A 21,279-nucleotide genomic window follows, 5' to 3' on the forward strand; every position below is an offset into this window, starting at 1 on the left:
CCATGATTTTACCAGTTGGGGACTATATAATGGCTACGACAGCAAAAACAAAGACAGCAAAAACAGCAGCACAAGACGCCTTCGCAATTCCAGGAATACCAGCTATGGAAGTGCCACCAGCAATCCGTGATATCGCTGAAAACACAGTTGCACAAAGCAAAGAAGCTTTCGAAAAAATCAAAACATCTGCTGAAGAAGCAACAACATTGTTGAACGAAACAGCTGATAAAACCCGCGATGGTTTGTCACAATTCAATGAAAAAGCCATTGATGTTGCAAAAACAAACACAGACGCCACATTCTCTCATGCCAAAAACGTTATGGCTGTAACATCATTGGCAGAAGTATTTGAGCTTCAAACAGCATTCATGAAAACACAGATCGATGCTATTCAAGATCAAGCAAAAGTTTTTCAAGACATGACAGCTAAATTGACTGAAGATACAACAGCTCCTTACAAAGAAGCTTTTGAAAAAACAGCTCAATCTTTTAAAGTAGCGTAACCAACGCTATTGCCTCGTTATGAGGTCCGACTGTTGGACATTTTGTCCCTCAATTAAATCAGAATTTAAAACCCGGACATTGCGTTCCGGGTTTTTGTTTGAAAGAAATTAAAGGGTGAACCCCATTTCATTTGTAAAATGACTTGAAATGCGCATCAATTGCGCTTAGTCCATACGCAAATGATGTGCAGTCGTAGCTCAGCTGGTTAGAGCGTCGGCTTGTGGCGCCGAAGGCCGGTGGTTCGAACCCACCCGACTGTACCATTTTACATCCTGAAATTTATCTAGCCTTAAAACAGACTGCCTTGCGTCGTGCTGGGTTTTTTGTCCGTCGTCTGTTTTGGCTTTGCGCCCATAGGAGGTGTTGTCCCCCCTTTGCCAATGACATCAGCATGGCCGTCGGCCAATTGCACCGCATAAGAGGCGCCGGCTTTGATCGCTGTCGCTGAGCGAACTGGCTTGCCTGCCTCGTCTCGCACAAGGGCAAAGCCACGGGTGAGGACGCTTTGGTATGAAACAAGAGAAAGCGTCCGGCTGAGACGTTGCCAGTCTGCGCGTTTGTTATTTAAGAGAATTGTACTTGCTCGTTTTCCACGTTCATCTAGATTTGCGACATCTGTTTTATATTGGCTAAGCTGCCGTGACAGGCTGGAAGGCGAAAGGCGTGCGGTGAGGGTGGATAATTTGTTTTGCTCACGTGCAGCGCGACGCTCCAACGCATTGCCTAATTGCTGGCTTTGATTATTAAGTCCTTGTCGGTGCTGGCTGATTTTAAGGGCAAAGGCATCAATTGAATGTTTAGCCGCAATCCGCTCCAATCGCCCTTGTGCCTCACGCAGGCGGTTGTTCGCTGCGCGCGGCAATCGGTCACTGGCATCATCAAGGCGTTGGCGGTTGAGCGCGAGAAGATTTTCAGGTTTCGGTAGTGCCCGAGCAAGGCCTCGCAAATGGTTCTTACGGTTTTCTAAATGGCGCCCAATCGCACCTTTGTTGCGTTGGTTGAGATCATCAAGCGTGGCGAGAAGATCGGTACGGACACGAACCGCCATTTCAGCCGCGCCCGTGGGCGTGGGCGCGCGCACATCGGCAGCGTAATCAATCAATGTCCAGTCTGTTTCATGGCCAACGGCAGAAATCAGCGGAATGTGGCTGTCAGCAGCTGCCCGCACCACTTCCTCATCATTGAAGCCCCATAAATCCTCCAGCGAGCCGCCACCACGAGCGACGATCAACACATCGGGTTTAACCAGCCCATTGGTGCCGTCAAAAGCATTGAACCCGCGTATCGCATTGGCCACTTCTTGCCCACATGTCTCACCCTGAACCCGTGCAGGCCATAGTAAAACATGGGTCGGGAATCGATCCTCAAGCCGGTGCATGATATCGCGGATAACCGCGCCTGTTGGCGAGGTGATAACGCCAATAACGCGCGGCAAATAGGGCAAAAGTTGCTTGCGTGCTGGGTCAAACAGGCCCTCAGCTGCCAGTTTCTTTTTGCGCTCTTCCAAAAGCGCCATCAAGGCACCAACGCCCGCAGGTTCGAGCGATTCAATCACAATTTGATATTTTGAAGAGCCGGGGTAGGTGGTGATTTTGCCTGTGGCGATCACCTCAAGACCTTCTTCTGGTTTCACTTTGAGGCGGTTATAAACACCTTTCCAAATCACGGCTTCCAGTCGTGCCTTTTCGTCTTTCATTGAAAAATAAGCGTGTCCTGAACCATGCTGGCCGCGAAAGCCCGATATTTCACCGCGCACCCGCACATAGCCGAAAGCATCTTCCACCGTGCGCTTTACCGCATGAGAGACTTCTGAAACAGAATATTCTGTGGCATTTGTGATGTCACCGTCAGCCATGCATTGTCCTTGTTATTCGTCCACGCTATGACATTCAGTATGGCGCGCTATACTTTTAAAATGCAACGGTTGTTCATTGCCAATCCACTAAATGGTGACGGGGATAATCCACTGGAAAGCGGCAAGGAGCTGTTGCTTGATAAAAATCAGTCGAATTATCTGATCAATGTTTTGCGAATGAAGGCTGGTGATGCGGTTTTGGTTTTCAACGGTCGCGATGGTGAGTGGCGTGCAAAGCTTACGAATGCTTCCAAAAAAGCCGTGGTCCTTATGATTGATGAGCAACTACGCGTTCAGCCTCGATCATCAACGCTTGATTATTGTTTTGCCCCCCTCAAGCAAGCGCGCCTCGATTATATGGTTCAAAAGGCGGTGGAAATGGGGGCAGGGCGGCTTCGACCGGTTATCACGGCCCATACGCAGGTGACACGTCTCAATCTTGAACGCATGCGGGCTAATGTTGTTGAGGCAGCAGAACAATGCGGCATTTTATCTATTCCTGAAGTGTTGGAGCCGGTGAAACTTGGTGCTCTTATCGATTCATGGCTGGAAAAAGACGTTGAACGCACCCTGATTTTCTGTGATGAAGGCGATGAGGGCGATGATCCAATTAGACTACTGCGATCGCGAAAGGCCAAAAAACAAGCGGTAATAATCGGGCCAGAGGGTGGTTTTAGCGAAGAGGAGCGGCATTTGCTGAAGGCGAATGATTTTGTGACGTCTATTCCGCTTGGTCCTCGTATTTTACGTGCAGATACAGCAGCCGTAGCAGCGCTTGCCGTGGTGCAGGCAGCATGTGGTGACTGGATGTTGGATGATGAATAAAAATAATTGAACGCTCAATCAGTATTTTTACGCTTTTCAAATAGAGTCATATATGCTTCACGAAACAAGTCTTCTTAAAGTGCGCCGCGCTTGAGATATCACTATTGGAGTTCTCGCCATGGCGCGCGACGTTGTAGATGAAACACCTATCGAAGATCTGGATGTCCTGATCGGCTGGATTGCAGAAGGCTGCAAGCCTGAAAAGGACTTCCGCATTGGCACTGAGCATGAAAAATTCGGGTTTCGACTTGGAACCAATGAACCGATTCCTTACGGCGGGCCAGATGGCATTGAGGCTTTGTTGCGTTCGATGGAAACATTGCTAGACTGGGAAGCCATTACCGATGATGGACGCATTATCGGGCTGGCTGCTAAACAAGGCGGTGGGGCGATCTCTATTGAGCCGGGTGGTCAATTTGAGCTTTCTGGTGCACCGCTCAAAAGCATTCACGATACTTGCCGTGAGGCAAATGTGCATCTCACCAAAACGCGGCGCTGTGCTGAACCATTGGGTATTGGCTTTTTAGGAACGGGATCGTCACCCGTCTGGTCGTTTGATGAAACGCCTAAAATGCCAAAGTCGCGTTATGATATCATGCGCGGTTATATGCCAAAGGTCGGTACACGTGGCCTTGATATGATGCACCGTACCTGCACCATTCAGGTCAATCTCGATTTTTCAACTGAAGCAGACATGGTGAAAAAGATGCGCGTGTCACTGGCATTACAGCCGGTTGCAACAGCCCTTTTTGCCAATTCGCCCTTTATGGACAATGGCCTGACCGGTCGCTTGTCCGAGCGTTCGGAGATTTGGAAAGATACGGATAATAACCGCGCAGGCATGTTGCCTTTTGCCTTTGATGAGGGTTTTGGCTTCGAGTCTTACGTTGACTATGCTCTTGATGTGCCAATGTATTTCTTGAAACGCGGTGATATCTATCACGATGTAACAGGCACAACTTTCCGCGATTTCATGGGTGGTGCGCTGAAAGACAGCGTTCCGAACGGATATCCAATGATGGGCGATTGGGTGAACCATCTTGGGACAATTTTCCCCGAAGTGCGCTTGAAACGGTTCCTTGAAATGCGCGGTGCAGATGGTGGCCCGTGGCGAGGTATCTGCGCACTACCTGCATTTTGGGTTGGGCTCTTATACGATCAAACATCGCTTGATGCGGCCTATGATTTGATATCCAGCTGGACAACCGAGGAAATGCAGACGCTCAGGGACGAAGTGCCGATTCATGGTCTAGGCTCACAATTCCGCAAGCAAACAATGTTGGAATTGGCTAAAGATGTGGTGGCCTTGTCGCGTGAAGGATTATTCCGTCGACAACGCTTGAGTGATACCGGTTTAGATGAAACCCATTATCTCGAGCCAATTCAGGAAACATTGGCAAGCGGCATGACACCAGCGGAGAAAATGCTCAGTAAGTACAAAGGCAGCTGGGCAGGGGATTTATCGCATATCTTTAAAGATTATGCGTTCTAAAGCATTACTGTTGTTGGACTGTGTTGGAAGAAGCAAGCTGAATGTCTGGTGTAAGTAGTGGACTGTCGCCTTTTGCCGGTCCTGCATGGGCGATCAAAACACCATTATTTGTGAAGTGCCATTGAATTTTGACAGCTTCGTTTGCCGCCAGTTTTTCAACTTCCAGACATTTAACAATAGTCACAGGGAAGCCTTCGGCAAAATGTTCTTGAGCGGGAACATCACTCTCGCATTGTTCTATTGTTGTATAATAAGGTTGGTCAAGCTCTGTAGGTTCGCACTGTTGGGCATTGTGGGCGCAACCAAGAATCAACATAATCACATTAACTGTCTGCATAACGACCTCCTAAGAAAAAGAGGTGGGTATTTTTTTAAAAAATCCTAATAAAAAGTTAATCACGTATATGTAATGGCCCCAGTTTTAACCTTTTCAACCGGCCACATTCGCCCATGAGAGCGCATAAGCTGTGGTGGCGATGGCGGCGATCGTGGATATGAGTATGGCAGAAGATGCACGCCGCACCATCACGTCATATTGTTGAGCAATAACAAAGACATTGCCGGCAACAGGCAGGGACGCCAAAACAACACCAATAGCAATGGATTTACCATCGACTTCCAAGAAGGTGAGGGCAAAAAATACGGCCAGTGGATGAAGAATAAGTTTTAAAAAAGAAATTACAAAAATCGATGTGATATCGCCCTCAAACCTTAGTTTAGCAAGTGAAATGCCAAGCGCGAAGAGAGCCGCAGGCCCAGCAGCACCGGCTAAAAATTCGACAAACCGCTCGCTAGGTCCGGGTAAGCCGATACCTGTTGCGGATAGAAAAAAACCGATAAAAATTGCAAAAATAAACGGATTGAGAAGAGCGCCTTTAACAACGCGTTTAAAGGTATCTCTTGCGTTGCCTCCGCCTGATGCTTCCAATATGGCGATTGAAATTGGGATAATGAGCATCAAATCAATTAAGAGCGCCGTTGAGGCAATACGTAATCCCTCGTCGCTAAAGGCTGCGGCCAATAGAGGAAAGCCAAGAAAGCCATTGTTGCCGATTGATGAAGCTTGGCCGGTAACAGCGAACTCGCCGATTTTGCCTGAAAAGAAAAGGCGACTGATGATGCCGCCAATGGCAAAAAGTAACAGCCCCGCGACCGCCCAACCGAAAAGAAAGCGCCCATCGATCAGAGCATCAAAATCTTGACGTGCAAGGCCGCTGATGACAAGGGCAGGCATTGTGAAGTTGAAAACAAAAACATTGATAATTTTTGCAGCAGAAGCATCAATCATATTGGTGCGCACAGCAAATATGCCCAGACCAATGACGGCGAAAAATGGCAGTGTGAGATCGAGAATAATTTCCATGAGGCCCCCAAAGAAAACTAAGCTTTCATGGAAATTTCAGCAATAGCTGAAAGAGCTTATATTAAAAAAGCGGCATGTTTACATCGTGTAGAAAAATTCTTCACGGACGATTTTTCCCTTTTCAACTGTATAGATTGCAAGCTCCTTCATCGCCATGCGCTCCTGATTTTCCTTATTGGTTGCGTCAAACTCAAAAATAACGCCGAAGCGGTCTGTGCCATGAAGAAATGGCCCATCAGCTGAATGGGAATGCACTTCCATCGTATTATTCCACCATTCATGCTTGCCCCTGATACCACCAAGACCCACGGTCTCGGGGCTATCCTTACCCGGCATGATAGCCGCCTCTACAGAAACCGCATTCTCGCTATAAAGGGTGTTGAGACATTCTTCTTCTTTATGATCGCGGCAATAAGCGACAAGCTTGTGAGCAATTTCTGATAGTTGTTCGACAGACATGATATTTCTTTCAACTGAATTCAGTCTATGGAACAAATCATAAGCATATAATTATGTAAAGAATGAGATAAAATCGATCTTTACAAAAATAGACGACTGGCTGTTGACCTCATAGCTCTGCAAGGCAACATCATGAAAAATATGGCAGGCAGCGACATGCCCGATATGACGCCACAAGGGGATGGATCGCAAAATCCAATGGCAGATAATCCCTTTGGTAAAATGATGGAAAATTTTCTTGGAAGCGCGATGGGCGGGGCGGTAAGGGCGGCACCTGAAAACCCAAAAGCTCCGGAGCGCGGCGAAGATATTTTCGGCGATATGTTCGAAGCAGGTCGCAAAGTGCAAGATGACTATAAGAAGAATGTCGATAGCATCTTTGACAATTATCTTGATGGCATGCGCAAGCTTTAACATTCCCTCACAAACAAGCACTTGGATGCCAGTCAGGAATGTAACCACCCCTTAGAACGTCAAGTGTTGCTGGCGGCGTCAGGCAGGTGAGCTTTTCGGGTAGGTCATCAAAAGCAATATTGGCAGCTTTGTAGCCTTCAAAATTCCACGGAAGTAAGGCTGAGCTCTTTAAAGCATAGTGTGTTCCATCATGCTCAATAATCGCACCGTCAGGCAGCGTATTCTTAGCCAATTGATGCTTCTGCTTCTCGCGACCATCAAGGCGTTCTTTGTGAAGCTGGGCATCCATTGTCGCGACCTTGGGTAGCTCACAGAGTTGAGCCGCTTTTTGCCATGCAGCTTGATAGGCTTTGGCCGCTTTGCGCCGGCATTCAAAGCACGGTCTGTGGCCTGCGGCGAGGGCAGTCACCTCATCCAGAAAAAACAATTCAGTATAGGATTCTCCCATTAATTTGCGTTCGCGCCCTTTGAATTGGGTGAGGCAAATAATCCATGCCTTGAGCGCCCACCGCCGCTTTAAAAGCAACTTTGTTTGAGGGTCATGAAGTCGCCCCCGATTGCCCATGAAAAGCCCACGCGAAGAAACGGCACAAATGTCACCAGTAGGGTCAACTCTATTTTGTAGGGGCATGTTACTTACGGCCTTTTGTTTGATTGGAAAAAATCGTAGAACGGTCAGGCAAAATAAGAAAGTACTCTAAAAGCGAGTGAAGAAGTAGGCAAGGCAGAGGCTCTTGTGGGCAATGTATTCAAAAGTTTAACGCTTAATACCATCAGCTATTATTGACGGCGCACAGGGTTCAGTGTTGGTAGTTGGCAATCGATGAACGACAAAAAGAAAGTTGTAATATCATGACAATGATCACGGATATTGCAGATTTAAAGGCGCTTGCGAAACGCCGTGTTCCTAAAATGTTTTATGAGTATGTTGATACAGGCTCATGGTCGCAAGGTACCTACTTGGACAATGAGGCAGCCTTTCAGCGACAAAAATTGCGCCAGCGAGTGGCTGTGAATATTGAAAACCGCTCACTCGCAACCAAGATGATAGGCGAAAGCGTATCGATGCCTGTGGCCTTGGCCCCAATTGGGTTGACCGGCATGCAGCATGCTGATGGTGAAATACTTTCAGCACAAGCGGCGGAAGAATTTGGCGTGCCTTATACGCTCACCACCATGGCGATCTGTTCGATTGAAGATGTAGCTGCGCACACAAAAAAGCCGTTTTGGTTTCAGCTATATGTGATGCGGGATCGAGGCTTCACAGAATCGCTGATTGCGCGCGCAAAAGCGGCCAATTGTTCGGCCCTCGTTTTGACCCTTGATTTACAGTTGATTGGACAGCGTCACCGCGACTTGAAAAACGGCCTTTCCACGCCTCCGAAAATTACACCGCGTTTTGTCGCTGAGATGATGATCAAGCCGTTTTGGTGCATGCAGATGCTGAAAACCAAGCGCCATACCTTCGGGAATATTGTTGGCCATGCGCCAGGCGTGGATAACATGCTTTCGCTGTCGGAGTGGACAGCTGAACAATTTGATCAATCGCTGGACTGGTCGTCAGTGGAGTGGATCAGGCAGCACTGGGATCGCAAGCTTATACTTAAAGGCATCAACGATGTGGAGGATGCAAAAATTGCATCTGAGCTGGGGGCGGATGCGATTGTTGTTTCTAACCATGGCGGGCGGCAGCTTGATGGCGCGGTCGCCTCTTTCGATGTGTTGCGCGATATTGTGGATGCAGTTGGAGATAAAGTAGAAGTGCATTTTGATAGTGGTATCCGCTCAGGGCAAGATGTTTTCAAGGCAATTGCTATGGGCGTCAAAGGCACATTCTTGGGGCGCGCTTATATCTATGGGTTGGGTGCAATGGGCAAACCGGGCGTTACAAAAGCGCTTGAGATTATTCACAAGGAATTGGATACCACCATGGGCCTTTGTGGCGAGCGAGATATCAAGAAGGTAGGCCGTCATAATCTGGTGTAATAAAGCACTTTAACTGACGCTATCTTTTGGCATTAAAATATCGCCAAGTCCTGCTTCCCAATAAGGCGTGGAACCGCCATAGAGTGAGTTTAGAAAATCCAGAAAAACGCGCACTTTTGTTGGTAGATATTGACGGCTTGGATAAATCGCATAAACGCCAACGTTCGGAGTGCCTCGATACTCAGGCAAAATCACTTTTAAAGTGCCATTGGCGAGTTCTGGCCCCACATCCCATGTTGAGCGAAAGGCAATACCAAGCCCAGCAATCACAGCTTCGCGCACCACTTCACTGGAGTTCGTTTTAATCGTAGCGTCAGGCTTGATATTGACGTGCCCATCAGGGCCGATGAGATGCCATATTTCCTGGCTTGCTGCAGCAATACATTGGTGATTGCCCAGATCAGAGATGCTTGAGGGTGTGCCGTGTAATTCTAGATATTTTGGCGTGGCACATAAAACACGTGTGTTCGGGGCCAGTTTTTTGGCGACGTAACTTGAATCTTTTAGTTCCGCAATCCGGATTGCAACGTCAATGCCGTCGGCGACGAGATCAACGAAGTCATCAGACAAATCAAGTGTGATGGTTATGTCTGGATTTTGTTCCATGAGCTTGTTCAAATAAGGAGCGATATGTAGCCGCCCAAAAGTTGTTGGTGCTGCGACTTTAAGGCCGCCTCGAACGGTTTCTGTCCGGCGGGTGACATAATTTTCAGCTTCTTCAACGTTGGCTAGAATGACCAAAACCCGCTCATAAAACCCTTGGCCAACCTCGGTGAGCGCGATTTGGCGCGTTGTGCGCTGCATAAGGCGTACACCTAACCTTTCTTCAAGCCGCTTCATTCGCTTAGAAATCAAGGCAGGAGAAAAACCGAGCTCACGGCCTGCAGCTGTCATGCTGCCTGTCGCTATGACACGGGCAAAAATATCGAAATCGTGAAAGGACGCCATCAGACCTTACTTTTTACAGAAATAGTTATAGAAATGATTCTTGAGACTTAATGAGACATTGATATCAGAGATGGGAGATCTATGAATTGTATTTTTTTATTTTTGTCTATCTGCCATCAAAATGAGAAATTTAACTTATTTTTGAGCAATAAAAAAAGAGATACCTAAGTTATTGTCAATCGTTACAAGTACTTTAGCGTTTGTTTTAATCTATACAACTAGAAACTATTTTCGGTTGAATCACGGCAACTAATTGATTGTAAAGTTGATTTATGCGATCAGGCTCAACTGGATAAATAAATTTACCAATTTAAAAATATGAGCTATAATCATAGCAAGAAGCGTGCATGAGCAGTATTTTTTACTGCTTCTCCTTGTGGTCTCCTTACTATTCGAAGACAATCCATTTTTATCCGACATGAAGAGAATATTATGGCAACGATAAAACTCCTTGAACCAGACCCATTGATTTTGGCCAAGCGCGGTAAAATTATATCCGCACTTTCACAGATGGTGCCTGAAGACAGCCTTATTTATGATGAGCGCGAACTCGTGCCCTATGAAACAGATGCATTTACTGCATATCGTCGGGTGCCATTGGCTGTCGTTTTGCCTGAGACAACAGCACAGACCGCCGCGGTTATGAAATATTGTTCAAGCGAAGGTGTCCCGGTTATTCCTCGTGGTGCTGGCACATCGCTTGCTGGTGGCGCGATCCCGCAGGAAGATGCGGTCGTTATCGGTGTCTCTAAAATGAATCAAGTTCTGTCGGTCGATTATCAAAATCGTGTTGCGCGGGTTCAATCTGGCGTCACTAATTTGCGCGTCTCTGATCATGTGGGGCCTGAAGGGTTCTTTTATGCCCCTGACCCTTCATCTCAGCTTGCTTGTACGATCGCGGGCAATATCGGCATGAACTCCGGTGGAGCGCATTGCCTGAAATACGGAGTAACGACAAACAATCTGATGGGCGTCAAAATGGTGTTACTCGACGGTTCAATCGTAGACATTGGCGGTGAAGCCCTTGATGCGTCGGGTTATGATCTTTTGGGCTTAATATGCGGCTCCGAAGGGCAGCTTGGTATTGTCACAGAAGCAACCGTGCGCATTTTGCGCAAAGCCGAAGGCGCGCGGCCTGTTTTGTTTGGCTTTGATGACTCGACTGTGGCTGGTGCATGTGTGGCCGATATTATTGGCGGTGGCATCGTACCGGTGGCCATTGAATATATGGACAAGGAAGCGATCCACATCTGTGAAGAATTTGCCAATGCTGGTTATCCTCTTGATGCTGAAGCACTGCTTATCGTTGAGGTTGAAGGATCAGAAGATGAAATGAATGCGATGCTTGAAAAGATCATCGCGATTGCCCGCAAGCATAGTGTGACAACGGTCAAGGAAAGCCAATCTGCCATGGAAGCTGCCGCGATTTGGAAAGGGCGCAAATCCGCCTTTGGCGCAACTGGTCGCGTGGCTGACTACATCTGCATGGATGGTACTGTGCCTTTGTCACAGCTTGATTATGTTTTGAAAAAAACAGGCGAGATTATCGATCATTATGGCCTTCGCTGCGCCAATGTTTTTCATGCTGGCGATGGCAACATGCATCCATTGATTTTGCACAATTGCAATGACCCTGAGGAAAGCCGCAAGGCGCATCTTGCTGGCGATGATGTTTTGAAACTTTGTGTTGATGTGGGTGGCTGTCTCACGGGTGAGCATGGGGTCGGCATTGAAAAACGCGATTTGATGTTACATCAGTTCGATCAGGTAGACCTTGATCAGCAAATGGCCGTGCGCGCGGTTTTTGACTCATCATGGCTCATGAATCCTGCAAAAGTTTTCCCGCTTGAATCGCGGGCCAAGAAAAAAGATAAGGCTGCGGCATGACGACCTTTACCCCGAAGAGTGAAGAAGAAGCAGCCAAGGTTGTCTTTGCGGCAAAATCCACGAAGACATCGTTGCGCATCCTTGGCGGAGGAACACGCTCGACCATTGGCCGAACAATGAATGCTGATGCATCACTTTCAACCTCGGCTCTGTCAGGCATCACTCTTTACGAGCCAAGTGAAATGGTGATTTCTGCAAAGGCAGGTACGCCGTTGTCTGAAGTGAAGAAGAAGCTCGCAGATAATAATCAGATGCTCACATTTGAGCCCATGGACCACCGAAATCTTTTGGGGCTTGAGGGAGAGCCGACGATTGGCGCGGTGGTGGCTGGTAATATTTCTGGGCCTCGCCGCATATTCGCCGGTGCTGCCCGTGATAGCCTCATTGGCGTGCGTTTTGTCAACGGCAAGGGTGAGATCATCAAGAACGGTGGTCGCGTCATGAAAAATGTCACCGGGCTTGACTTGGTAAAACTACAAGCGGGCGCTTGGGGTACATTGGGATTATTGACCGAGGTAACGTTCAAGCTATTGCCCACGCCTGAACGAGAAGCAACTTTGATGATAGAAGGCCTGAGTGATGAGCTTGGTGTAAGTGCGTTATGTCACGCTGCAGGAACACCGTTTGAGCCCACGGCCCTCGCGCATCTGCCAGCAGGCGTTGGGGCAGACGTGGCTAGAACCTTGATACGGGTTGAAGGTTTTTCAAAACAGGTGGACTACCGCTTGGCAGAGTTAAAAAAAGCTCTCGCGGATTTTGGCAATACTACAAAAATTGAAGGCTATGAGCATGACGTCATATGGACGGAAATTCGTGATGTTGAGTTTTTAGCACAGCCACGCGACAAGGCGATCTGGAAGCTATCCGTGCGCCCAACATCAGCACCAAACACGGTCGAGGTGATTAAACAGACTGTTGATTGCGCCTATTATTTCGACTGGTCCGGCGGCCTTGTTTGGCTTGCGGTTGATGAAGAAGATGATGCGGGTGAAGAGACCATTCGCAATGCGGTTAATGCAGCTGATGGCTATGCAACATTGGTGCGTGGCTCACCAGAACTGCGCGCGAAGATTGATGTGTTTGAACCGCAACCGACACCTCTCGCAACGCTTTCTAGTGGCATCAAACAAAGCTTTGATCCGGATCATTTATTAAACCCTGGTCTTATGGTCGCGGGCGTTTAGGAGTTAAGATAAATGCAAACAAACTTCACGTCGGAACAGCTTGAGGATAGTCATGTTGCTCATTCCGAAAAAATCTTGCGCACATGTGTACATTGCGGATTTTGCACTGCCACATGCCCGACATATGTAACCCTTGGCGATGAGTTGGACAGTCCGCGCGGGCGGATTTATTTAATCAAGGATATGCTCGAAAACGATCGTGCAGCTGATGAGAAAACGGTGAAACATATTGACCGGTGCCTTTCCTGCCTTTCCTGCATGACCACATGTCCTTCAGGTGTACATTATATGCACTTGGTCGACCATGCGCGTTCGCATATTGAAAAGACATATAAACGCCCTGTGATGGATCGATTAATCCGTGGCATATTGGCAGCTGTGCTGCCTTATCCAGAGAGATTTAGGGCAGCGACCAGTCTTGCTAAACTCGGCAAGCCATTTGCTGGTATCATGAAATCCATAGCTCCTTTGAAGCGGTTTGGTGCCATGCTTGATCTTGCACCGGCATCGCTACCAATGAAGACTAAGGTCATGGGGCCTAAAACCTATTCGCCGATCGTGGAAAGACAAGCGCGTGTGGCAATTCTCACAGGCTGCGCGCAGCCGGTGCTTCAACCAAGCATTAATGAGGCCACGATCTCGCTTTTAAACCGGCTTGCGATTGAAGTTGTGTTGCCAAAAGGTGAGGGCTGTTGCGGTGCATTGGTTCATCACATGGGCAAAGAAGACCCAGCTCTTGATGCGGCGCGCAAAAATATTGATGCATGGACAGCTGAGATTGAGGGCGAGGGGCTTGATGCCATCATCATCACCGCGTCTGGCTGCGGCACAACGATCAAAGATTACGCCCACATGCTGCGTGATGATAAAGCCTATGCTGCCAAGGCGGCCAAGGTTGTGGCGCTTGCCAAAGACATCACGGAATATCTGAATGAGATCAGACTGCCTAAACCATCATTCATTCCCAGCATAAAGGTTGCTTATCATTCAGCCTGTTCGATGCAGCATGGTCAAAAAATCACCATGCAGCCGAAGAATCTTTTGCGCGGGGCGGGCTTCCGCGTCGCCGATGTGCCTGAGGGGCATTTGTGCTGCGGCTCTGCAGGTACCTACAACATCATGCAGCCCGAGATTGCGGGCGGCTTGCGTGAGCGTAAAGTCAATAACATCAAGAGCACCAAGCCCGACGCGATCGCAACCGGCAACATTGGTTGCATTACCCAGATATCTGCAGGCATGAAGGAAGATGGTGCCGACATTCCTATTGTTCATACGATTGAGCTGTTGAACTGGATTTATGGAGGCGCTGCTCCCGCTGTGCTTGTCGAACGCGGATTGGATCAGAAAAAATTGGTTATGTCTGAGGCGGCAGAATAAAAGCCAAATAAAAAAGCGCCACTCTTTGTATCGAATGGCGCCTTTTGAATTTTATAATGAGTTGTGTTGTTTAAATTACAACAACCTTTACGCCAACTCTCACGCGATCATATAGATCTTGAACATCTTGATTGCGCATTCTGAAACAACCTGATGATACAGCTTGACCGATTGTCCATGGCGCATTTGTACCGTGGATGCGGTAAAGCGTTGAACCGAGATAGATGCCGCGTGCACCCATTGGATTTTCCGGTCCGCCGGGCATGAAGTTTGGTAGGATGCGGCCTTTAGCTCTTTCACGAGCAATCATTGATTTTGGTGGCGTCCATGATGGCCATTTAGCTTTGCGTGTTACACGCTCTGTGCCTGTCCAGCCAAAGCCTTGTTTGCCAACACCCACGCCATAACGACGTGCTTCACCATTCGCCTGCACAAGATAGAGGTAGCGGCTTTTCGTATCAATAATGATGGTGCCTGGTTTGTGCTTGGTATTATATTCAACCTGCTGGGGGAGAAAGCGCGGGGCAAGGCTTTGGCGGCGTTGCTGTGTTGCGCGTCTTTGGCTTTGTGCCCCTGAACTGAGGGCAAGCTTGCGTTTAATGGAGCGTTTTTTAGCTGCTTTTCTCTTCTTCTTAGTGGGGGTGTAAGATCTTGTTGAGCGAGTTACCACCTTCGCGCGCTTTGGCGTGGTGAGTTGCAACTGCCATGGCTCTGTGAGATCAGGGCTTAAAACAACTGGAGGGGCTTCCGCGTAGCGGCTGCCTGCTTGTGCTGCAGGTGCTGATAAAAGTGAACCTGCGATTATAATACCAATACCAGCCAAAGCTGACCGGCTAAACCATTTTCCAAACATATGACGTACTCTCTACTAATCGTCGAACAATAAGACACAGTAACCCGTGTCAACTAAGAAGAGGCTAGGGTAAATACTGTTTTAATGGGTAAACAAAAGGCTATCTCACGCTCATGTGAGCGGCAAATTATAGATTAAGGTTACTGATATGTTTGCGTATTGGGTTAATGAATTCTTAGCGCAAAAGCCCGCCATCATTGATATGGCTCAAGACGGCTGGAGACGGGCAATACAATCACGTATGACATTTGATATGATTTTTTTGACCTGCTTCTTAGACATACCTGCCTTAATGCGTGGATCATAAAGGGCATTGAGCAAGACGCGGTCATGCAGCGTAAAACTGTGATGCTTGGATGCTGAATTGAAAACGCTATATCCTTTATGCCCTTTGTCAGCGAGTGGACCAAGGCCTTGTAAAACTTCTTCAACAAGGCAGCGATTAAATGTTCGCTCGTCTCTGTCAGACACGATCACAACATCAGTTGCACTGATGCCCTTTTGTTTTCCGGGTGAGACGCGGACAAAGCATTGGCCGTGAACTTTTGCGTTCTTATTTTTAAGGATATCTTTGCGCATAACTGCAGCATATTGGTTCTTATCAACAACATGAATTCGGAAATTGGCCTTATCAGGATTTGAAACAACCGAAGCTTTTAAGCCTTTGATTTTTTGTGGTAATTCCCAAATAAAACTTCGAACAGCTGGGCGACGGTCCAATTTTGCATGATTGATGATCGCAAAGCGAACGCTCGTATCATATTTTTTGATAGAGTTGGCAAACTTGGTATTACCGCCAAATTCTGCAGATAGCATGATGCGCATAAAATCGCGCTGGGCTATTTTAACGTCGACATCATTTGACCCAGCGAACGAGGGCTGGCTCATGAAGGCTGCCGCGATAAACAGAGCCAAGCTATAGAGAAAAAGACGAATACGGTAAGAAAAATGGCTAGTGATAAATGAGAGTTCTTTGTCGGATTTTTGATCGCTCACTTTAACATCCCGCTCATAACAAACCCGCTACTTTCTTACGAAAACAGCCAAAACCCTGATGTTATGCCTGAGAGAAGTATCTCACACAGGTGTGATCAAATCAAGAGCCGTACGTTATCCATCCTCATTTTGATGAGAAGATCATGAAAAATAAGTGTCTTTGGCCTTTGGTAGTTAATCTCGGTTTAACGCTTAAGTGGCAATTTAAACTTAATCTAGAAAGGGTGTTTGACGATGAAAGCTAAGCTTTACAAATTTGAAACAATGAATGCACCTGCTGAGGCAACGCCAGCGGCAGCGGACGGTATAACCGTGGAAATGTACGAGAAAATCATGTCGGAGATTTCTCTTCTGCGTGCCCATATTTGTCCTGACATGCAAGGTGGTGAAGAGCCTAACGGTGGTGCATCTGAATCAGCGCCCGTGATTAAACAGAATAGTAATTTGACTGAAGCGTTGAGCCTTAAAGCGGAATTAGACGAAATTTATGGAGCGATTTCAAAAACGAAAAAAGAAATTGCAACAATTTCTTCTGTTGGTTTTGATACAGAGCACGCCCGCCCAGTTGATGAGCTGGATGCTGTGGTTAAAGGAACAGAGGCTGCAACAAACCAAATTTTGACAGCGATCGAACACATTGAACGAGATGCAACTGTGCTCGCCGATTCACTCGCTGGTGACGAGGGGCTTCTTGCTTCAAACATTCAAGAACAAATTTTGACGGTTTATGAAGCGTGTAACTTCCAAGATATCACGGGTCAGCGTATCAATAAGGTTGTTAATGTCCTGCGCTTCGTTTCAGAACGCACAGATAAGATGATTGAAATCTGGGGTGGCAGCGATTCCTTCGATGAAGTTGATGCGGACGAGGCGATTGGTCGCGATGGAGACTCAAAACTTCTTAATGGCCCAGCCATGGAAGAAGATGATAACACAGCCTCACAGGGCGACATCGACGATATGTTTAGTTAGAGCAAAATCATTTGAAATAAGTTAGTGTGCCTCCGTTGATAAGACGGAGGCATTTTTTATGGATAATAATAAAAACCCCATTCGCTGCTGGTGGCCAAATGATGATGCTGACTATATCCGCTATCATGATGAGGAATGGGGCCATCCGGTTGTTGATGACACGCGGCTTTTTGAGAAGGTGTGTTTAGAGGGATTTCAATCGGGCCTCTCATGGCTGACCATATTGCGCAAGCGCGAAAATTTCCGCGCTGCATTCAAAGGCTTTGATATTGCCACGGTCGCGGCCTTTACGGATGCAGACGTTGAGCGGCTGGTTTTGGATGCGGGTATTATCCGCCACCGTGGCAAGATTAAATCGACAATCAACAATGCAAATCGGGCGTTGGAGCTGCAACAAGAGTTTGGCTCGCTCGCTGTCTATTTTTGGGGTTTTGAAGAAGAGGCGCAAATTGGCCGCCCAATGAAAATCACCAAGGATAATATTCCCGCTTACACGGAAACATCGACAAAGATTTCGAAAGATTTGAAAAAACGCGGCTGGTCTTTTGTTGGCCCGACCACGGTTTATGCCTTCATGCAGGCGATGGGTCTGGTCAACGATCATGTGGACGATTGTTTTTGCCGCGCGATCATTGAGGAAAAGCGTGCTCAATTAAAACGGCCAATAAAAACTTGAAAGCTTGCCGCCACTCCTCTGATCGGCTAGGAAAGCGCCAAGAATTATGACCGCTTGAAAGCACCCGTGATTGATCATGTCCGATAAAAAGAAAAAACCGAAAAAGCCAAAAGCCCGCTTGCCGCGTGGCTTTGTTGATCGTTCATCGGATGATATCCGCGCGAGCGATGAGATGCTCGCGAAAATTCGCGAGGTTTATGAGCGTTATGGCTTTGATCCGGTGGAAACGCCGATGTTTGAATATACTGATTGTTTGGGCAAATTTCTGCCAGACACAGACCGCCCGAATGCGGGTGTGTTCTCGGTGCAAGATGATGATGAGCAATGGATGAGCCTGCGCTATGATATGACCGCGCCGCTTGCGCGTCATGTGGCAGAAAACATCAATGAGATTCAGCTTCCTTTCCGCTCCTATCGTTCTGGCTATGTCTTCCGCAATGAAAAACCGGGGCCGGGTCGTTTTCGCCAGTTCATGCAATTTGACGCCGATAGTGTCGGCGCACCGGGTGTGCAGGCAGATGCCGAAATGTGCATGATGATGGCCGACACCATGGAAGCGCTGGGCTTGAAGGGGCAATATGTCATTCGTGTCAACAACCGCAAAGTGCTTGATGGCGTGATGGAAGCCATCGGCCTTGGCGGTGATGTGAATGCAGAAGATCGCCTGACGGTTCTTCGTGCGATTGATAAGCTAGATAAGTTTGGTGTTGAAGGCGTGAAGCAGCTTCTCGGAGAAGGCCGCAAGGATGATAGTGGGGACTTTACTGAGGGCGCGAAGCTGGATGAAGAATCTATATTAGAGTTGATAAAGCTTATCACAGTAGATTTTGAAGAAACTGATGATGGCCGGTTGGCAGCATCATATGGTGCTGACGTTGGTGTCAGATTGATGGCTAAAAAAATTGAAGGTCAGAAAACAGGAGAATCTGATTTATACTCAACAGGTTTCCAAGAACTTAGCACGCTACAAAAACTATGCCGAAATAGCGGCTACGCTTCTGACCGCATTAAAATCGATCCCTCCGTCGTCCGTGGTCTCGAATATTACACAGGCATGGTCTATGAGGCTGAGCTTCTTTTCGATGTGACAAATGAAAAAGGCGAGAAGGTTCAGTTTGGTTCTGTCGGCGGTGGTGGGCGTTATGATGGTCTTATCAAACGCTTCACGGGCCGCGATGTGCCGGCCACTGGTTTTTCCATCGGTGTGTCACGCTTGATGACGGCGCTGAAAAATCTCGGGAAGCTCAATACCTCACATGTCATCGCCCCTGTGCTCGTCACCGTTATGGACGGCGACACGGAAAGCCTCGGCCAATATCAAAAAATGGTGCAGCAATTACGCGCCGAAGGCATTCGTGCCGAGATGTATCAAGGCAATGCTAATCATAAACTTGGCAATCAGCTGAAATATGCCGATAAGCGCGGTTGTCCGATTGCTATCATTCAAGGCTCGGAAGAGCGTGCGAACGGCAAGCTACAGATCAAAGATTTGATCGAGGGTCGCAAGCAAGCTGAGGCGATTGAATCAAATGAAGAATGGCGCGAGACCCGCCCCGGCCAGTTTGCAATTGATGAAGCTGATCTTGTCGCAAAAGTCCGCGAGCTGCTTAAAGCGCAAGGTGCGGCTTAGGCATGAAAACCGAGGCTCTCACCACTTTATTTGAAAGCGCTGGCTGCACAGGCATTGAGCCATCTGTGCTGCAACCGGCAGACCCGTTTTTAAACGCGGCCGGTGAAGCGTTTCGCAAGAGCTTATTCGTGACGCAAGGCGCGAAGGGAGAGACCCTGTGCCTTCGCCCTGAATTCACCATTCCGGTTTGTCTGGAGCACAAAGGCGAGGCGGCGCGTTATCACTATTCAGGCAGCGTGTTTCGTCAGGCGACAGAAGGACGCGATGATAAGCCACAAGAATTTGAGCAGGCAGGTGTTGAAGCCTTAGGCGAGGCGGATTTTGCCAAAGCCGATGCTGATATGGTGCGCCTTGCGTTAGACGCCGTGCGCGCGCTTGGTGCCAGTGGTGGTGGCGACATTAAACCGGTTGTGCAAATGGGTGATCCGGCTTTTTTCAATGCGCTGGTCACGCCTGTTGGCTTGCCAGAAATTTGGCGCGAACGCCTAACCCGCGCCTTTGGTGATGCGGATCTTGTGGAGGCGATGTTAAAGCGCATGGTGAGCGCCCCCGTGGTCGCAAGCAATGATTTCAAAACAGACGATAGCGCCGCTCTAACCGAAGAAGTCAGTGCCATGATGCAGGCCCACGGCATGATGGGCGCTGGTGGGCGCACGGCTGATGAGATCGCGCAGCGGTTTTTGAAAAAGCGTAACGAGCAGGTTTCTGTCTCGACAACGGTCACTGAGATTTGTCGGCATTTTCTCGCCCTTGAATGCGCGAGCGAAAAGGTGGGCGACACGATGACGCGGTTTGGCGAAGAAAACGGCATTGATTTTGCCGGTGCAATCGCGGGCTATGATGCGCGTGCAAAAGGACTGCAAGGCCTTGATGCTGAGATCACCTTTAGTGCGAGCTTTGGCCGCAGGCTTGATTATTATACGGGCTTCGTTTTTGAAATTTATGACGCCAACAATCGCGCCAAAGGACCGCTTGCAGGCGGTGGGCGTTATGATGGCTTGACCGAAATGCTGGGCGATAAAGCCATGCCAGCGGTCGGCTTTTCGCTATGGCTTGAGCGTTGCCGCGAAGGGGGTGCATCATGAGTGATAAGCTTATCATCGCCATTCCTTCAAAAGGGCGACTGAAGGAAAAGACCGAAGAGATATTGGGGGCTGCTGGTTTCACTGTCGCATCGCCCTTTGGTGCGCGTAATTATCGCGGCATAGTTGAAGGTCAAGAGAATATCGAGGTTGCTTTTCTTTCAGCCTCCGAGATCGCGCGCGAGCTTGCCCGTGGCAAGGTTCACCTTGGGGTGACGGGCGAGGATTTGGTGAAGGAAAATATCGCTCAATATGATGCGGTCACCTGCCAGCTTCAGCCGCTTGGCTTTGGCCATGCTGATGTTGTGGTGGCCTTGCCAGAGAGCTGGATCGATGTCACCTCCATGGAAGATCTCGATGATGTGGCAGCAGGCTTTCGCGCGCGCTATGGGCGGCGTTTGCGCATTGCGACAAAATACTGGAACCTGACACAACGCTTTTTTGCAGGACACGGCATTGCCACCTATCGCATTGTCGAAAGTCTGGGCGCGACCGAAGGCGCACCGGCGGCTGGTCTTGCCGATGTCATCGTGGATATCACCTCCACAGGGTCCACGCTCACGGCCAATAATCTAAAGATGCTCGATGATGGCGTCATTTTGCGTTCACAAGCTAATCTTTTCTCCTCGCGCACAGCCGCATGGAGCAATGATAAAATCGGCCTTGCAGCAAGCATGGTTGAGGCGATTTCTGAGAGCCTGAGCAAAGCGACATCTGATGAGGCTGCTTTGGATGCTGCGAGAGATAGCGCCGCGCGGTTTAAGGCCAGCATTTAA

20 protein-coding genes, 1 tRNA gene and 1 pseudogene are annotated in these 21,279 nt (G+C 48.4%); 14 read left to right on the forward strand and 8 right to left on the reverse strand.

The annotated features are described in order from the left end of the window. The first annotated feature begins 29 nt into the window (after positions 1-29). A complete protein-coding gene (locus ABJ081_06715) occupies positions 30-503 on the forward strand; it encodes a phasin family protein (protein MEP6356356.1) in 474 nt (157 codons plus the stop codon). 187 nt (positions 504-690) lie between these two features. Further along, a tRNA-His gene (locus ABJ081_06720) sits at positions 691-767 on the forward strand. A gap of 26 nt (positions 768-793) precedes the next feature. On the opposite strand, the gene xseA is transcribed toward ABJ081_06720, so the two are convergent. Further along, positions 794-2,359 carry an exodeoxyribonuclease VII large subunit gene (xseA, locus tag ABJ081_06725; GenBank protein MEP6356357.1) on the reverse strand — a complete coding sequence of 522 codons (1,566 nt, stop codon included), beginning with the start codon at positions 2,357-2,359 and terminating at the stop codon, positions 794-796. Positions 2,360-2,398: 39 nt separating this feature from the next. Between xseA and ABJ081_06730 the strand changes: the two genes are divergently transcribed. Next, positions 2,399-3,184, forward strand: coding sequence for a 16S rRNA (uracil(1498)-N(3))-methyltransferase (locus ABJ081_06730; protein ID MEP6356358.1), 786 nt, complete (start codon positions 2,399-2,401; stop codon positions 3,182-3,184). Between the two features lie 118 nt (positions 3,185-3,302). Then, positions 3,303-4,676: a glutamate--cysteine ligase gene (locus ABJ081_06735; GenBank protein MEP6356359.1), complete on the forward strand. Its 1,374-nt coding sequence runs from the start codon at positions 3,303-3,305 to the stop codon at positions 4,674-4,676. Positions 4,677-4,680: 4 nt separating this feature from the next. Here the strand turns inward: ABJ081_06735 and ABJ081_06740 are convergent, their stop codons facing one another. From ABJ081_06740 to ABJ081_06750, 3 genes are all read right to left on the reverse strand, one after another. After that, positions 4,681-5,013: a hypothetical protein gene (locus ABJ081_06740; GenBank protein MEP6356360.1), complete on the reverse strand. Its 333-nt coding sequence runs from the start codon at positions 5,011-5,013 to the stop codon at positions 4,681-4,683. Positions 5,014-5,106: 93 nt separating this feature from the next. Next, complete coding sequence (locus ABJ081_06745) at positions 5,107-6,039, reverse strand: AEC family transporter (GenBank protein MEP6356361.1); 933 nt, start codon at positions 6,037-6,039, stop codon at positions 5,107-5,109. Positions 6,040-6,117: 78 nt separating this feature from the next. Next, on the reverse strand, positions 6,118-6,498 hold the full coding sequence (locus ABJ081_06750) for a SnoaL-like domain-containing protein (GenBank protein MEP6356362.1): 381 nt from the start codon (positions 6,496-6,498) through the stop codon (positions 6,118-6,120). A 132-nt stretch (positions 6,499-6,630) separates the two neighbouring features. Here ABJ081_06750 and ABJ081_06755 point away from each other — a divergent pair, with 132 nt between their 5' ends. Then, positions 6,631-6,912 carry a hypothetical protein gene (locus ABJ081_06755; GenBank protein ID MEP6356363.1) on the forward strand — a complete coding sequence of 94 codons (282 nt, stop codon included), beginning with the start codon at positions 6,631-6,633 and terminating at the stop codon, positions 6,910-6,912. 7 nt (positions 6,913-6,919) lie between these two features. On the opposite strand, the gene ABJ081_06760 is transcribed toward ABJ081_06755, so the two are convergent. Next, positions 6,920-7,543, reverse strand: a complete 624-nt coding sequence (locus ABJ081_06760) for a hypothetical protein (GenBank protein MEP6356364.1) — start codon at positions 7,541-7,543, stop codon at positions 6,920-6,922. 221 nt (positions 7,544-7,764) lie between these two features. On the opposite strand from ABJ081_06760, the gene ABJ081_06765 reads away from it, so the two are divergent. Beyond that, positions 7,765-8,898 (forward strand): alpha-hydroxy acid oxidase, encoded by a 1,134-nt coding sequence (locus tag ABJ081_06765; protein ID MEP6356365.1) that lies wholly within the window; start codon positions 7,765-7,767, stop codon positions 8,896-8,898. A 9-nt stretch (positions 8,899-8,907) separates the two neighbouring features. Here ABJ081_06765 and ABJ081_06770 read toward each other — a convergent pair whose 3' ends face one another. After that, the gene (locus ABJ081_06770; protein MEP6356366.1) at positions 8,908-9,849 is read right to left on the reverse strand and encodes a LysR family transcriptional regulator; all 942 of its coding nucleotides are present in this window, start codon (positions 9,847-9,849) and stop codon (positions 8,908-8,910) included. Between the two features lie 426 nt (positions 9,850-10,275). Between ABJ081_06770 and ABJ081_06775 the strand changes: the two genes are divergently transcribed. From ABJ081_06775 to glcF, 3 genes are read left to right on the forward strand one after another with little or no spacing between them, the layout of a single operon-like run. Continuing rightward, entirely contained in the window at positions 10,276-11,733 is a 1,458-nt protein-coding gene (locus ABJ081_06775) for an FAD-linked oxidase C-terminal domain-containing protein (protein ID MEP6356367.1), read from the forward strand. Further along, positions 11,730-12,917, forward strand: a complete 1,188-nt coding sequence (locus ABJ081_06780) for an FAD-binding protein (protein ID MEP6356368.1) — start codon at positions 11,730-11,732, stop codon at positions 12,915-12,917. The genes ABJ081_06775 and ABJ081_06780 overlap by 4 nt, the downstream gene beginning before the upstream one ends. A gap of 12 nt (positions 12,918-12,929) precedes the next feature. Further along, a complete protein-coding gene (gene glcF / locus ABJ081_06785; GenBank protein ID MEP6356369.1) occupies positions 12,930-14,294 on the forward strand; it encodes a glycolate oxidase subunit GlcF in 1,365 nt (454 codons plus the stop codon). A gap of 70 nt (positions 14,295-14,364) precedes the next feature. On the opposite strand, the gene ABJ081_06790 is transcribed toward glcF, so the two are convergent. Beyond that, the gene (locus ABJ081_06790; protein MEP6356370.1) at positions 14,365-15,147 is read right to left on the reverse strand and encodes a L,D-transpeptidase; all 783 of its coding nucleotides are present in this window, start codon (positions 15,145-15,147) and stop codon (positions 14,365-14,367) included. Between the two features lie 207 nt (positions 15,148-15,354). Then, positions 15,355-16,143, reverse strand: a complete 789-nt coding sequence (locus ABJ081_06795; GenBank protein ID MEP6356371.1) for a DUF2927 domain-containing protein — start codon at positions 16,141-16,143, stop codon at positions 15,355-15,357. 234 nt (positions 16,144-16,377) lie between these two features. Here ABJ081_06795 and ABJ081_06800 point away from each other — a divergent pair, with 234 nt between their 5' ends. The 5 genes and pseudogenes from ABJ081_06800 to hisG all read left to right on the forward strand — a co-directional run bounded on the left by ABJ081_06800 (position 16,378) and on the right by hisG (position 21,156). Next, positions 16,378-17,115, forward strand: coding sequence for a protein phosphatase CheZ (locus tag ABJ081_06800; GenBank protein MEP6356372.1), 738 nt, complete (start codon positions 16,378-16,380; stop codon positions 17,113-17,115). 58 nt (positions 17,116-17,173) lie between these two features. After that, the gene (locus tag ABJ081_06805) at positions 17,174-17,791 is read left to right on the forward strand and encodes a DNA-3-methyladenine glycosylase I (GenBank protein MEP6356373.1); all 618 of its coding nucleotides are present in this window, start codon (positions 17,174-17,176) and stop codon (positions 17,789-17,791) included. A gap of 76 nt (positions 17,792-17,867) precedes the next feature. After that, a complete protein-coding gene (gene hisS, locus ABJ081_06810; GenBank protein ID MEP6356374.1) occupies positions 17,868-19,421 on the forward strand; it encodes a histidine--tRNA ligase in 1,554 nt (517 codons plus the stop codon). 2 nt (positions 19,422-19,423) lie between these two features. Next, on the forward strand, positions 19,424-20,506 hold the full coding sequence (locus ABJ081_06815; protein MEP6356375.1) for an ATP phosphoribosyltransferase regulatory subunit: 1,083 nt from the start codon (positions 19,424-19,426) through the stop codon (positions 20,504-20,506). Beyond that, positions 20,503-21,156: pseudogene (hisG, locus tag ABJ081_06820) on the forward strand (ATP phosphoribosyltransferase). The gene ABJ081_06815 and the pseudogene hisG overlap by 4 nt, the downstream one beginning before the upstream one ends. The last annotated feature ends 123 nt before the right edge of the window (positions 21,157-21,279 follow it).

Source organism: Hyphomicrobiales bacterium (assembly GCA_039989895.1).
Classification (GTDB): Bacteria; Pseudomonadota; Alphaproteobacteria; order Rhizobiales; family JACESI01; genus JACESI01.